Genomic DNA, 14102 nt, shown 5'->3' with positions numbered 1-14102 from the left:
GTTTTGTTGGCTTTGATTTTATTAATTTATCTGGATTGTAAATGACCTGCTGTAATTAATTTAGAGTCAATTTCTTTTGCTAACTTCTCAACAGCAATGAGACCTCTAGTAGTTTGCGAAAAATTTCTGGGTAGTTTATCTCCTTGAGATATAGGGCTGACTAATAGATTTCCATAGATATTTACAAAATCTAAATCAGCGATGCCATCATTATGAATAAATAAGTGACGCATTTCGAGATGCATCAATCCATTTGTAAGAATTGTTGAATCTATAGTTATTCCCGTGTGATTAATTATCTTTTTTACAAGTTTTTTGGTTGATCTCTCGTTTTCAAGGCTCCGGAAAATTTTATCAATCATTATTATTTTTAAATCAGCGAGGTTATTTGAAGCAGCGATTTCATTGAAAGTAAGAGTTCTCTCTTTGCCAGCAGCTTTATGAATTATTTTTTCAGGGTCATGATCGTACATCTCTCTTAAAATACCTTTCATGTAAATTGAAAAGTTATTAAATAATTCTATGATGGCAAATTCAGCATTTTTTTCTTGGTGTATTTAATCATACTATTATGACTGCTGATAGGCTTATTGAGATAATTGTAATTTTGAGATGATACACCCAAAGCAGTTGCAATAGCGACAGTTTTTGGGGTATAACTTCCTAACCATTGAGATGTTTTTTTTAATGATGCATCAATTACTTGAAGATGTTGTCGTAGGTTATGGATTCTGTCCTTGAATGTTTGAAAACTTTTACTTTCATTAGTAGGCATAAGCAGTTTGTTTAGGTGGATTAGGTAACCATGAAAGTATAAATTACAAAAAAAAATATTGTTTTTGTAGTAATGAATGATTTTTTATGATGGGTAACGGTCTCGTGTAAATGGCGTGCTGGCACATAGCCAGCATGAACATTTTACACTTTGTTGGCTACCGTGTTCTCTTCTTCATTTTCTTCTAATTTTTTATTCATGAAATTCACCATTACCTTCATAATCTCATCATAAGTTGGGGCATTTGATTTCTTTTTTCTTGTGGAACAACAAGATTATTCTTACAAATTGGTTCTCAATAAGATTCGTAATTATATAGCCAATAATAATAGTTGGAACAACAAAAAATAAGACAAAAAGGTGTATTTTTTTGACCTACTGAATTTTGATCACTAATTGTTGTCAACCGTTTTTATTTCTCTTTGTTCAATTTTTTCATCAATAAGACGATTTACTTCATTTCTAAGATTGAATCTCAGAATATAAATTTTAAAAGCAAACCAGAAGGGGTATGAAAATAAGTGTGCTTGAACATTTTTAATGCATTTTTCTAGTAAGCAGATTTTTTCCATTTTTATATGGTTCAGCGAGGGAATCACTCCAAGCCCAAATACCATCTGTTCTTGCAGCATTTCTTCCTAAGCCCTCAAGGGCAATAATTGGAGAAGTGCATAAATATCGATATACTTTTTTAGAATATTTTTGAGTAGGAATTTTCTCTTCATCAATGTAGTCATGAAGTATGAATATTTCTTTAAGTCTTCTTTTCATACTTTAGAATTTAGTTTTGGAGATGAGTGATATTTTCCCCAAGATATAAATAGCGAAGACCTTTTCCATCTCCTCCCATTTCTCTATCACTAGCTATTACCATTTTTAATTCTGGAATAAGATGTTCTTCCTTTTCAATTTTTTTAAGAGAAAACTCTTTCTTTAGAAGTTTTAATATATTCGTATAGGTATCGCCAGTACTAAAATGCATTGAGTTATTCAATTGAATTTCAATTTTGCAGTTTTGGTGAATTTCAATTTCTTTTAGTGTTTTTGAGTGATAATCGTAATTTAAGAAAAAATCATCAAACATATCACGACAAACTTCAAGAGTAAAATCGGGGCGATATTCAGTTATCCTTTCATCTTCTTTAAATGAAATGTTTAATTTCTTTCTGATTATTTCTCTTTTAGTTCCCCATCTAAGAAGAACACTATTAATTAAGATTCCATCTTTAGTAATTTTTAGATTGGTCATTTTAGATGTTTAAATTAGTACAATTTTTTGTTCTATATTGGCAACGTTATTATATATGATTGTGCTAGATTAGTGTGCGATACAATACATTGTTGTACAACGTTTTCAAATTTTCATTAATAGGAATAATGATAATCCAAAAGCTATGAACTCAAAACAAACTCTTATCCAGTGCCAATTTCCCCATTTTTTTAATTCCTTTGGGAGTTTTTCATTTGGTAAACTTCCATCAAAGAACCGCTGATTTGCTTCTTTGAAATACAAAAAATAAGTTAAAAAAAAAGCTAATGTAAACAATCCCATTAGTCCAAACAAAACCTGATACTTAGTTTGATGTATAAAGCTGTAAACAACCGTAATCAAGGGTAGTACAGTAGCTGCGATAGTCAATGGTGCAAAAAAATGGTGAATTTTCTTGCCATAATTTTTATAAAAGTCAAAAAAATCATCAGCCCCTAAAGATTTCCAATTTGGTACAAATAACAATGCTTCGGTAACTTGAGCACCTAAAAATATACCTAATGACAGACTTGACAACAAGAGCATACTTTCCTGAATCATGTTTTTAAATATTTAGCTGTTCTTTTAATGATATAAAAGTTTGATAAGGCATTTCATGTATCCTTGGGTTAATAAGCCACGATGGAATATTTTGTGAAGGTTCGGAATGGAAATAGTAGCTTATTCTTGTATTCCCTTTATCTGGTTCGAGCAAAATGTAGCCACTTGCTTTTTTTAATGAATATTTACAATCTACCTTTTTGTCTGTTTCAGTAATTGTAATTTTTTGGTTTTTACCTTGCTCTTTCACAAATCTCATATTATAGTTCATACATTCATTTGAAAATGGCCAAGGATAGTCAGTTTCCATGAAGAAGATCTGCTCATTCGTTGTTTGTTGAATCAATTTTGCGGATGCAGTAAATGCAAACCACTCAGGGTAATTACTCACATTCCTAAGGACTTCAATTATTTCCGCTTCGGTTGATTTTACAGTCATGACGGCTTTGAATGCATAATAGTTACTACCCGAAATTTCGCTAACATACACTTTAATTTCATTTTTATTTTTTACGAGTTTCCATTTATCCTGTGCATAAATATTGATTATGCTGACCAATGTGAATATAAGCAATGCTACTATTTTCATAATTGATGGGGTTTATATGATTGCTTTTTTGTTGGTGTAGAACTTTATAAAGTAATAAACAAATAATGCACAAAAGGTAAAGTCGCCAACTACGATGATTAAGATTATGGAATTGGCAAGCCCAGAAAGATATAATTGTAGTTCTGCGATTGCAAAAGCCAATTTTCCTATTCCTCCAATTAATGCCACACCTGAATGTTTAATCGGATTATAGGCAACTAATAAATATCCAATGAAAAACATCAAAGTTGTGCCCCATGCGCCTCTATATATTTCGTAAAATAGCGGGTCATTAAGTTCTCTTTCAAACAATCCCTGAAAAGTGTATTCGGTATTGAAATAACCAAATCCTGCTCCTATAAGATTCCATAGGGCAGCCAGTATAAACAAACCTGTGAAAAGTGGAAAATCTTTATTTCTCATGATGACTCTTTTTGGTGAAAAAATACACTACAAAATTAGAGTCTTGGAGCATGAATGTCATTTACATAGGTAAAGAACTATGATTGGAGGCTCATTTTTTTTCGGATTCGACTAAGTTGAGTTGCACTGATACCAAGGTAAGATGCAATGTGGTATTGAGGTATTAATTGTTCTACACCTGGATATTCTTCCCGAAAAATTAAATATCGTTCTTCTGCCTGCAAAAGAGCCATTTCGAGTTCTCTCTTCTCTTTCAGCACAAAAAACATTTCTGCTATTTTTCTGCGTAATCGCTCAATTTCTATTTGCTCTTTCGATAGATTTTCAATAACGCTCATGGGAATTTTAGTAATCGTACAATCCGTTAATGCTTGCTGAGGCAAACGATTGGGTTGCCCTGTAATTATTGAAACATAAGAGCCAATAATATTAGGTGCTGCAAATAGCGTTTTGTTGTATTCCTTTCCTTCCTTTGAAATATAGTAGGAGCGAACAATTCCTTTTGTTAAGAAACCTATTTCCTTTGAGACCTCTCCTTCTTTAACGAAGTAGTCATCCTTTTTTAATTGAATCTCCATTGCGTACGCAACCATAGACGACCATGATTGAAATGATAACCTACTAACCTTGTTTAAAAATTGAAATATCTGTTCTGCGGAATTCATTTCGATGATTTATTCTTTTTTAATGGTGGACAACGGCCCGTGTATATTCCGTGACAGGCGTCATGCGAATATAAATATAGCTGTTCCCTGAGCAAAATCTGCGATTTTGCCAGTAAATTGTTTTACGACTAGTGGCAAAATCGCAGATTTTGCGGTGTAATTCATGCGTTCATTCTTGTAAGATTGTTCCCGAAATCTGTCATGGAAATATACACTTTGTTGTGCTTCGTTTTTATTCTTTTAAGTTTAATATACTTAAGATAGGAGGTTCTTTTATGTTATTGGGAATAATTGGGATGTCTTTTTTGTTTATAACGACTTTTTCTATATCATGAATACCGATTTCCCACGCATTTTTAATTGTTAATTCTGTTTTGATTATTCCGTAATTAATAAAAGGTTTTATACCTGTGTTGTTGATGGTTTCAGCAGGACATAGTAGATATTTCTTCGTATGCTTATAGGCCATGATTAAGTTGTCAAGATTTGTTGAAGTGTTAGGGAAAAACTCTCTATATCTTGATGTTAGAGTAAATATTTGTGTATCAGGATGATTCATTTTTACCATGTTAGATGTGATTAAAACTTTATACCAATGAGGGTGAGCCTTATTTACACCTTTGATGATACATATTTTGATAATTTCTTCTTTATCAGTTGTTCCCATTTTATTAATCCATCCATCAAATATCTTTTTTCCATAATTAGCGTCTTTAAATCCTAGAGCAATTCCAATACCCTTTTGATACTGAAAAATACCAAAAGAAATCCAACCCGCTTCATCCCAAAGAGGGACGTCAATTAATGAATATGCTTTTCTTTTATTATGACCATAATTATTAAGTGTTTGGTTATTAAGCTCTGAAGATGAGTTGTTTTGGTCAGTTTTATAATTTAGTGGAGTACTTCTTTTATTAGAATAGTTTTCTGTTTTTTCAATGTCAATCCAGTCTTTTAATAGAATTTTAGGGGACTCTCCTAATGTGTTATAAGTGAATGTAATATGCTCAAACACAATAGACAGTCTTTCTGAAATTTCTTCTTTTTGAAAGAGATTTTTAAGATATTTCTCAATTTCATCGAAAAAGAAATTTCGCCCAAGTATATCGGATATTAAGTTGATCATTAATTCCCATAACTTACTTCTATTTTCCATTGAAAAGGTAGCATGCCCTATTTCAATATCATACTCATTCGATTTGTTTTTGTTTGAAAAAGTTAATATTTCGCAATCTTCATTTCGTTTGAAATGAAGATAGATTTCCTCTGTTGCTGGGACAACATTTTTTAAAGAAGTAGCTAAAAAAGTTTCAAAGTATGCTAAGAAAGCTTCAACAGTTATAATTAGACTTTTATCATTTATGCATTTAATCTTGAATTCACAACCTAAAATAATTGATGATAGATAAATGATTTCATCGCCAAGAAAATTCGTTGGGTTTAATAATTCTTTCTGAGCAGGTTGTGTAGCTAAATTTCTGAAATAGTCATCGATTTGTTTCATATCTTTAATTCCTGCCGATTTGAAATTCTCTTTAATCCTTTCCAGATAACCGAGTTTGTATAAACAAGCATCTTGAGATAACCACAAATGTTTTTCATCCAAAAGATTTGGGATTCTGGCTAAATACTTGTTTTCTGAATTACTTGTATTTAATAGCTTTATTGCAAGAAAAACGTCTAGGATATTATAAGGGGACTTTTCAGCTGGAATTTCATCAAGATTTATTTCTCTCCTAATAATTTGTAGATTTTCGTGCCACGAAAAATAAGAAGGAATTCTTCCAATTATTAACTCATTCTTTGCTAAAGCAGTTATACAATCATATACCCTTTTATGAATGACTCCTTTTTCATACCACGATTTGAATGATAAAGAAAGAGAAGCTGTAAGGCAGTTATTCGCAGCCCAAAGTAAACCCAATCTATAATAAGCTTCTGCTAGTCCTCTTAGAGCAAAATACATTAAGTCGTTACTTTCTTTTTTTGCTAGTTTTACAATGGTTTTGCCAAAGAAAACTACACTTTCTTTAAACAACTCAGCTTCAATTTTTTGAAGTCCACGATTTAAAAAAACTTCTCCACTTGCTAAGTCTGATTGCCGTTTTGAAGTAATTTGTGCTATGATATCTGTTAAGTTGTCAAATTCTTCATTATTTGGGAAAATATTGCCAATTAGGGTGAAAATATCGGTAAAATACTCAAATGGATAATCTAAATATTTTGAACCTTGTACTAATACTTCAGAGAGCTCTTTTATGTATATAGAGGATTCGTCTACTTTTGCATCAATTAATTTTTGGATATTTTTATAAGTATGAGCAATCGCTGTTGAACAAGGAATTTTATTTGTATCGTTGAATTTAGATAGAGATTCTAAGAATTCAGCTTTTTCCTCTTTGAATGAGATACCTAACTCATTTAAGTTGCAAACATCAGAAACTTCTAAGCCTCTTAGAAGGCTTATAAAATTGAAGAATAATTCCATACTTGAAATATTACAAGCAAGGGAAATATGTTTTTTAAATTGTTTATAATCTTCAATGAAAGCTTCATAATCATCAAACCAATGAATATATGTCCACGCCCTTTGATAATATATTCTTTGCCATTGTTTAGGATTGTTTAGTTTTTTACAAAAACGTTTTGCTCTTAGAAATTTTCCCTCAATTTCATCTCTTGGCTTTTCAAGCATTCTTGATATGATTGCAGCTTCAATCGCATCTTCTACACGTTGAAAATCATATTCAAAGTATCTATTAGGAGTTGAAATTTTTTCTTCTAATTCACGTAATTGTTTTTCTCTTAAGTCATCATTAGCACCTAATATTACTTTTTTTTCTTTATAAACTTTAGATAAATTGAGTGCATCTACTACCAAATCAATAAAGTTATGTTGTAGTATTTTTTCAATTATCCAGACCCCATCAAGAATGGTGACCTCTATTCCATATTCTTCTTTAAATGAATCTTGAGCTTCTTTCTTTTTTTTACTTGACGGTTTTTGATTTGTCATGAAAAAAATATGAGTGTATGGACGTTTAGTACTTAAGATATTTATGATATCTGATTTAGCTTTGGACTTCCATGTTTTTTTTGCGCTAATTGCGAATGCCCACTTTTCAGTTTCTTTCCATCCCTCTTGAGTTACAAACCATCTATCTGAAATTTGATGAGATACGGGATGAGTTTCGAAATCAGTTTTACCATCCCCTCCACCAGTAGGACCAACTTGTGGGATTAAGTTCGGAGCAATTAATTTTTCTGCTAATTTTCTACACAATGTTTCAAATTCATCTTGCTTTTGATTGATAGTGATTTGATCTAATTCTAACGCTAGATGTTCTTTTGTTAATTGGACTTCATAGATAATCTTTGAGTCAGAGAAAAATTCTGGTCTTTTAAGCTTGTAAAATTCAGAAGGAGATGCGAAAGATTTGCTTTGGGATTCCATAATGTTACTTTAGATTTTAAGTATCTACGTTAAATTAATAAATGAGATTCACAATTTAAATTTTCTTAAAACTAAAGTTTCAATGAAGCACAACTTACTTGTATACACAATTACATATACAAGTGCTATAAATAACTATATACACACCTTAGGTGATTCTACAGCATTCTAAGATTGAAGCAACGATGATTTATTTGCACCCTTTTAATAAGTTGGTGAATGATGCGCTGGGTAGGGTGGACACAGGGATAAGGAAAGGGGTAGTTCGAATAGTTTTTTACCTAAATACTCCTTTTTTGTCCAATTATTAAGGAATATGAGTATCGTTTTATACAAATATTTCTGTTAAGTTATTTATTTTTGATTTTTGTGCTAATTCTTTACCAATACTCCATACTTCAGCTTCCCAAACTTTCCAATTTTTAGAATTTGGGTTATTTAATGACATCTTAATTTCAGCATTAACGCTAAAAATTAAATATTCATACCCAGTGCCATCTAAAGTAATTCCAGAGTTTACATCAAACATATCATAAGAAGTTAATTCCTTTATTTTATCCTTAAAATTTTTAGCTTGTACAGTGCTATAAAACTTATCTATTTCAATTTGTTTATCAATCGTAAAAATTCCTTGGATCAATTCAGTTTCATTTTTAATATCCCTAAAAATACATTCATTGAATTTTATCGAAAATAACCAGCAGGATCCAATCAAAGATCGGGATATATTGATTAACCAACAATAGTCAATTTGTTTCTCATTGATCCTCCAATTTCGTTCATCTCGAATGGTTATATTTCGTGCTCTTAAATCAGGAATGCCTAATTTGTTAGACAAGCTTGAAATTACATTTTGATGAAGCTTATGTTTGTTTAATTCATTTTTCTGTATTGTATTGACTCTATCTGTCATTTGTAAGGGGGCTTAGTGAACAAGATTTGTAGGGGATTAAATCAAGATAAATATACAATATTATAGTGAAAAACCATAAATCAAAGAAGATTGCCTATGACGCAGGGATACTAAAGCCCGTAACAAGCCATGTGGCTCGCCATACCTTTGCAACGGATTTGGCGGCTAAGGTGCCGATTCATATTTTAAAGGCAATCCTACAGCATGCTAAGATCGAAACAACCATGATTTATTTGCATCTGTTTTTCGCTCATTATTGATGGATGTTGTTATTTAGTCCTTTAGGAGGAATATTTAATTTTAAGTCCACTCCGAAAATGATTTTTTAGTTTGTTTTAGTCAAATGATATTATGTAATGAGCGAGCTTTTTTGTAGTAAAAAAATATTAACTAGTAAAGTTATTACTTGAAAGAGTCTTTCCAGAGGTATCTCAATTTGGATTGTAAATACCTGTTATGTTGATTCTTCCTTTTAGTGATAAAATCATATATTGGGTTGTATATTATAACTTAATGAGCTGCTTTCTTTTTTTAGCGCTCAATTTTTAATGAAAAAAATTGACGATGCAGAAACTAACCGTTTTAACCTTTATTTTAGCCAGTCTGGTAATTTTATGGACAGGCTGTGAGAAAGCTCCAATAACAACTCAAAATAATGGAGCATGTTCTACTATTACCGATTCTAGAGATGGAGAAACGTATTCAGTAGTTAAAATAGGAGATCAATGTTGGATGGCGGAAAACTTACGCTACAATGCATCAGGTTCATGGCTAAATCCAAGTAACCCATCCGTTACTTATGGGCGCTTATATGACTGGGCAACGCTAATGAATGGTTCGACTTCTAGTTCTGCTAGTCCAAGTGGCGTGCAGGGTATTTGTCCTTCTGGTTGGCACTTACCTTCTGATTCTGAATGGAATGAATTAGAAATGACATTGGGAATGTCCGCTGTAGATACCGCTACTCTTGATGGCTCATGGCGAGGTACTCATGGAACAGGAATGAAATCTACAACAGGATGGGTTAATGCTGGTAATGGAACTAATGATTTAGGCTTTAATGCATTTCCTGCGGGTAATTATTATTCTGGATATAATAAAATTGGGTATCGTGCTTTCTTTTGGACAGCAACAGAACATACATCTTCGACTGGATTTGCTCGTGATATAAATACAGGGTTAGGAGGAGTAAGTCGTGCTGGATATGATAAGACAGAGGGATATTCTTGTAGGTGTATTAAAGATTGATTTTTTGCCTTTATTTGAAAATGTAAGTTTTTAGTCTTTTGCCAACCATGGTTTATTTGCATCTTTCTAATAAGCTGATGAACGATGCTTTGGGTAAGGCGGATTGATAGAATGATAGAAACAGGTCGCTTTGATTTATAAATTAAAGCACACTCTCTGTGTGATTGGGGGCAACTGGGCAAAAAGTTTACTTTTTAGCCTCAAGATTCGTCGGATTTTGCTGCCCAATTTTTTATATCCCCAGATCTAGAAGACGCTTTAAAGCTCTTTTTATAACTCATTTTTAGTAATCTGCTATTATTTGTAAGCCCTTAGGATCTGTATTGGGAGGAGGATTTTTTATATCAAAGTTAGGTTCTACAACAAAAGATTCTACGATTACTCCTTTCTTAATCCTTATGTATTGATATTCTGAAACTTTAAAAAACTCCCATTCTACATCATCATAAACAATCTCCTTAACCATCTTGCCTTTTTCTATTCTATAAACACCATTAACCCAGTCCGCAAAGCTATGGTTTGTAATGTTTTTTATTGCTCCCACTTGTAGGAAATTTATCCATTTTCCTTCTGAGGTGTATAGGTTTAAAACATCCAAAAATAAACTATCGTTTGTTATTTTCCATTTACAGAGTGGTACCCCACATAGATTTTTATTTTCCCAGTTATAGGGCCAATCTAAGAAACTACTACCTTGACCAAAGTAATCAAAAATTGGACTTTTTTTGTAATAACCAGTAGTCAATCTATACAATTGATTATTGGAATAGATAGAATCAAACTTCATGATGCATCTAGAGAAGAAAAGGTAGTTATTATTGTCACACATTTTTTTATCAAGGATAATTTTCCCCTCTTTTACATGAAAGCAATGAAAACCAAAGGCGAAGATACCACTAAACCAATCCGCAAAAAGTAAATTGGGAGTATTGAATGAACTGCTGATGGATTGGACTTGACAGTCTTTTAAAGGCTTAGGACCTTCAACGGTATTTACTTTGGTTAGGAAAAGTTTATTATCAATTATTTGCCATGTCGCAATATGCCTTCTTTTTACCGCAGATGACCATGCATTGAAAGGCATTGATATATCATTTTGAAGATAATAGAAACACAGCGGAGAATAGTGGAGTGCAGAGCCTTTTAAAATTAAAGTGTACTTTTTAGTTTTATAAATTACAGTATCAGGTATTTGCATGGTAGCCGACAAACCACTAGGAAGCGCAAAAAGTACTATTAACATCAATAATTTCATAATTCTATTTTATTCCTTAATGCGGAATTATTACATGGTTACAAAACCGCCAATTGGCACTTATTTCTCTTTAGGAATAAGAAAGAAAAGGGGGCTGTTCATTAAACGGTGTCTGATAAATTTGGTTCTTTGATAACCCATAGGCTCAGGTAGTAACCACGCAGAACCCAGCTTGCTGGCTCACGAGTGATAACGAACCGACCTTAGGGAGCTCATAAGCGCTAGCGCACTAGCTAACCTAGCAGCAAAGCTAATCGTGGGCTGCTTTTTGATCGTTTGTTGGTGTTGCTGAAGATGGCTTTTAGAGCGTTTTTATATTTAGCAAAATTGATATTGTTTTTAGAAATGTTCCCCAACTCAATACGTTGGGGAACAGATTACATTAATGATGAACAACGATAAATTGCACTTGAACATTTTCGCCACTATTGGTCAAAAAATGTATCAGTTCAGCAAGCTCTGCTTCAATTTGTATAGGATCTTCTCCCTCAAGTAATTCAATTTGAAGAATAATATCTGAACCTGGATTAGGGTCAATGCCTCCATTGGGATAATGGATTCCATCCTTATCACAGTCCCAATCATCTAACTCCCATTTACCCCCATATTTCTTATCAAGCATTCGTCTCATTTCAGGACAATCACGATTGGGGTCATTGACAACGATTTTACGACCACCACTAAGCGTAATAGTCGCCTCCGCAGCGAATAAAGGAATAATAAATAAAAGACTAAAAAAGGCAATTAAAAGCGATTTTTTCATGATATAAAATTTAATAAATTTTTAATAATTCCTACTCTGTTTGAAAACAGTTAGGTTTTGGACTCTTTATTTATATTGGGGTTGTGGATTCTAGGGTTTGGTATTTACTTCTTTAGTCTAAAGGTAGATTATAAATAAAAGCACCGCAATATTCAATAGATTACTGGTTAACTTGACTTTATAAAGGGTAAACTATAATCTATGAGCTGTGTCACGAATTATTTGCAGGCTTTAAAGAGTTAAATCAACAGTTATAAGGTGAATTCTAAGGGGGGCAATAGCTTGAATGAAGCATAGAGAATAGGAGGTATGCTAATTGAATGGCTCCAATTATTCAGTACAGGAAGGCTATTAACAATGGGACTTCATCCATCTTTATCAAAATGGTAGTTTTTTTTCGACAAATGGTAGTATTTAAAATGTTAAATAGCCTCAATTTTGCATTAAAAATAATACTAAAATGAAAAACAAATATTTATTAATTACAGTCGTATTCTTTATGCTTATGGGAGCTTGCACCGTTTTAACAGACAAAAATTCTAATAAAATTAGCATTCAACTTATTAGAAACGCCACGTTAAAAATTGATTACAATGGTACTATCTTTATGGTAGATCCTTCATTATCACCTCCAAAATCATTTATGTCATTTGTTGTTCCTAATGAAAATTTAAATCCAACAGTAGATTTACCATTGTCTATTAAAAATATTGTTGACAATGTTGATGCTGTTTTGCTAACTCATAGTCATTTGGATCATTTTGATCAAGGGGCTAAAGATTATTTAAATTCTGAACTGCCGTTTTTTATCCAGCCTACAGATAAAGAAGTATTCTCAAAAGGTCCTTTTTCTAATTATTCAGTTGTGAATGAAAAAACGGAGTTTAAGAATACATCAATAATTAGAACCAAAGGGAAACACGGTCCTGATGCTTTGCTAGAAGATTTAGGGCAGGTTTCTGGGTATATCCTTAAGGCAAAGAGCCAACCTACTATTTATATAATTGGCGATTGTTTATTTGATGCTGAAATTAAGGAGACAATAAGAGAACATCAACCAGCTATTATTATTGCTAATACAGGAGGAGCAATTTGGGGGGAATCTAAAATCTTAATGGATGAAAATAGTGTTGTAGAATTGGCAAAGTTTACACCAACAGCAAAAATTATTGCAGTTCATATGGAGGCGTTAGATCATTGCAAAACTACTCGTAAGATGGTAAGTGAGAAGGCAAAAAATGAACAAGTAGATATTGTGATACCAAATGATGGTGAAATTTTAAGATTCTAATTAAATTTTTAAAGGATGAAATATATTGAATTTAATAAAACGGTTTGTGGAGTTAATTTATTACTCAATGTAATAGACTTTCAATCGGATTGCCCTTTTGCATTAGACTATAGGACAACTTCTGCTGATTTTTTCCAAATCTATTTTCTAAAAAAAGCAAATGGTTATCTTCTATTAAATGATAAAAAAATCGAATTAGAATCCAATTCAGTGATATTTATATCAAAGCATCAGCACTACTCGTGGTATGTTGATTATGCTCAATTTGAAGGGCAATTATTACTTTTTCAAGATGAGTTTTTGAATGATTTTTTTTCAGACCAATTCTTCATCTTTCGATTCTTATATTTTTACCAAACAAAATTTCCATTAAGTCTAAAAATTTCTGATGTTATTCTAAGTGAAAATCTTATGAAATTAGCTAAAATAAAAGAAGAACTAATCCATTCAAAAACAGATAGTGTCCATTTGATACGTTCTTTGCTCTATTATATATTAATTTCTTTAAACCGATTGTATGCTGTAGAAAATAATCTGAAAAATGCTATTTCAGTGGATAATACTGCTTATCACTTTAGGCAGTTGGTAGAAAAACATATTAATAAACTCCATAGAGTAGAAGATTATACAGCCCTTCTTGGAATAAGTCGAATTTCCTTAAATAAGGTGGTTAAAGAACAATTTAATGTAACAGTGACATCGTTTATAAAACTTCGGTTGCTATTTGAGATTAAGATGAAATTGATACATACAACAATGACAATTTCTGAAATCGCAGATCGGTATAATTTTTCGGAACCCAACCATCTTTCACGATTTTTTAAGCAAAAAACCAATTACTCCCCAACGGATTTTAGATTAGCTTATCAAAACGGTATTGATTTGTGATACTAAGACTTTTTTAGAATCCTTTTTG

16 protein-coding genes are annotated in these 14102 nt (G+C 32.0%); 4 read left to right on the top strand and 12 right to left on the bottom strand.

Going from position 1 to position 14102, the window contains the following annotated elements; all coding sequences use genetic code 11:
• Nucleotides 1-26: 26 nt before the first annotated feature.
• The 10 genes from AsAng_RS10070 to AsAng_RS10025 form a co-directional block, all read right to left on the bottom strand.
• On the bottom strand, nucleotides 27-494 hold the full coding sequence (locus AsAng_RS10070; RefSeq protein WP_264792652.1) for a hypothetical protein: 468 nt from the start codon (nucleotides 492-494) through the stop codon (nucleotides 27-29).
• A 26-nt stretch (nucleotides 495-520) separates the two neighbouring features.
• On the bottom strand, nucleotides 521-775 hold the full coding sequence (locus tag AsAng_RS10065) for a hypothetical protein (protein ID WP_264792651.1): 255 nt from the start codon (nucleotides 773-775) through the stop codon (nucleotides 521-523).
• Nucleotides 776-1312: 537 nt separating this feature from the next.
• Nucleotides 1313-1546: a hypothetical protein gene (locus AsAng_RS10060; RefSeq protein ID WP_264792650.1), complete on the bottom strand. Its 234-nt coding sequence runs from the start codon at nucleotides 1544-1546 to the stop codon at nucleotides 1313-1315.
• 10 nt (nucleotides 1547-1556) lie between these two features.
• On the bottom strand, nucleotides 1557-2024 hold the full coding sequence (locus AsAng_RS10055; protein WP_264792649.1) for a hypothetical protein: 468 nt from the start codon (nucleotides 2022-2024) through the stop codon (nucleotides 1557-1559).
• Nucleotides 2025-2129: 105 nt separating this feature from the next.
• Nucleotides 2130-2585 carry a DUF1772 domain-containing protein gene (locus AsAng_RS10050; RefSeq protein WP_264792648.1) on the bottom strand — a complete coding sequence of 152 codons (456 nt, stop codon included), beginning with the start codon at nucleotides 2583-2585 and terminating at the stop codon, nucleotides 2130-2132.
• Nucleotides 2586-2589: 4 nt separating this feature from the next.
• Entirely contained in the window at nucleotides 2590-3174 is a 585-nt protein-coding gene (locus AsAng_RS10045) for an START domain-containing protein (protein WP_264792647.1), read from the bottom strand.
• 12 nt (nucleotides 3175-3186) lie between these two features.
• The gene (locus AsAng_RS10040) at nucleotides 3187-3597 is read right to left on the bottom strand and encodes a hypothetical protein (protein ID WP_264792646.1); all 411 of its coding nucleotides are present in this window, start codon (nucleotides 3595-3597) and stop codon (nucleotides 3187-3189) included.
• A 77-nt stretch (nucleotides 3598-3674) separates the two neighbouring features.
• Nucleotides 3675-4190 carry a Crp/Fnr family transcriptional regulator gene (locus AsAng_RS10035; protein WP_264792645.1) on the bottom strand — a complete coding sequence of 172 codons (516 nt, stop codon included), beginning with the start codon at nucleotides 4188-4190 and terminating at the stop codon, nucleotides 3675-3677.
• A 304-nt stretch (nucleotides 4191-4494) separates the two neighbouring features.
• The gene (locus AsAng_RS10030) at nucleotides 4495-7716 is read right to left on the bottom strand and encodes a hypothetical protein (protein WP_264792644.1); all 3222 of its coding nucleotides are present in this window, start codon (nucleotides 7714-7716) and stop codon (nucleotides 4495-4497) included.
• A 328-nt stretch (nucleotides 7717-8044) separates the two neighbouring features.
• Nucleotides 8045-8629 carry a hypothetical protein gene (locus AsAng_RS10025; RefSeq protein ID WP_264792643.1) on the bottom strand — a complete coding sequence of 195 codons (585 nt, stop codon included), beginning with the start codon at nucleotides 8627-8629 and terminating at the stop codon, nucleotides 8045-8047.
• Nucleotides 8630-8694: 65 nt separating this feature from the next.
• Between AsAng_RS10025 and AsAng_RS10020 the strand changes: the two genes are divergently transcribed.
• On the top strand, nucleotides 8695-8889 hold the full coding sequence (locus AsAng_RS10020; RefSeq protein WP_264792642.1) for a tyrosine-type recombinase/integrase: 195 nt from the start codon (nucleotides 8695-8697) through the stop codon (nucleotides 8887-8889).
• Between the two features lie 304 nt (nucleotides 8890-9193).
• Nucleotides 9194-9877, top strand: coding sequence for an FISUMP domain-containing protein (locus tag AsAng_RS10015; protein ID WP_264792641.1), 684 nt, complete (start codon nucleotides 9194-9196; stop codon nucleotides 9875-9877).
• A gap of 283 nt (nucleotides 9878-10160) precedes the next feature.
• Here AsAng_RS10015 and AsAng_RS10010 read toward each other — a convergent pair whose 3' ends face one another.
• Together AsAng_RS10010 and AsAng_RS10005 are read right to left on the bottom strand one after the other, a co-directional pair.
• On the bottom strand, nucleotides 10161-11132 hold the full coding sequence (locus tag AsAng_RS10010; RefSeq protein ID WP_264792640.1) for a hypothetical protein: 972 nt from the start codon (nucleotides 11130-11132) through the stop codon (nucleotides 10161-10163).
• Nucleotides 11133-11514: 382 nt separating this feature from the next.
• Nucleotides 11515-11895 (bottom strand): hypothetical protein, encoded by a 381-nt coding sequence (locus tag AsAng_RS10005; RefSeq protein WP_264792639.1) that lies wholly within the window; start codon nucleotides 11893-11895, stop codon nucleotides 11515-11517.
• Between the two features lie 460 nt (nucleotides 11896-12355).
• Here AsAng_RS10005 and AsAng_RS10000 point away from each other — a divergent pair, with 460 nt between their 5' ends.
• Complete coding sequence (locus AsAng_RS10000) at nucleotides 12356-13186, top strand: MBL fold metallo-hydrolase (RefSeq protein WP_264792638.1); 831 nt, start codon at nucleotides 12356-12358, stop codon at nucleotides 13184-13186.
• Between the two features lie 15 nt (nucleotides 13187-13201).
• The gene (locus tag AsAng_RS09995; RefSeq protein ID WP_264792637.1) at nucleotides 13202-14074 is read left to right on the top strand and encodes a helix-turn-helix domain-containing protein; all 873 of its coding nucleotides are present in this window, start codon (nucleotides 13202-13204) and stop codon (nucleotides 14072-14074) included.
• Nucleotides 14075-14102: the final 28 nt, after the last annotated feature.

The organism is Aureispira anguillae, assembly GCF_026000115.1.
Taxonomy (GTDB): domain Bacteria; phylum Bacteroidota; class Bacteroidia; order Chitinophagales; family Saprospiraceae; genus Aureispira; species Aureispira anguillae.
Note: the sequence above shows the minus strand (reverse complement) of the source record. Positions and strands in the feature narration are given on the sequence as shown.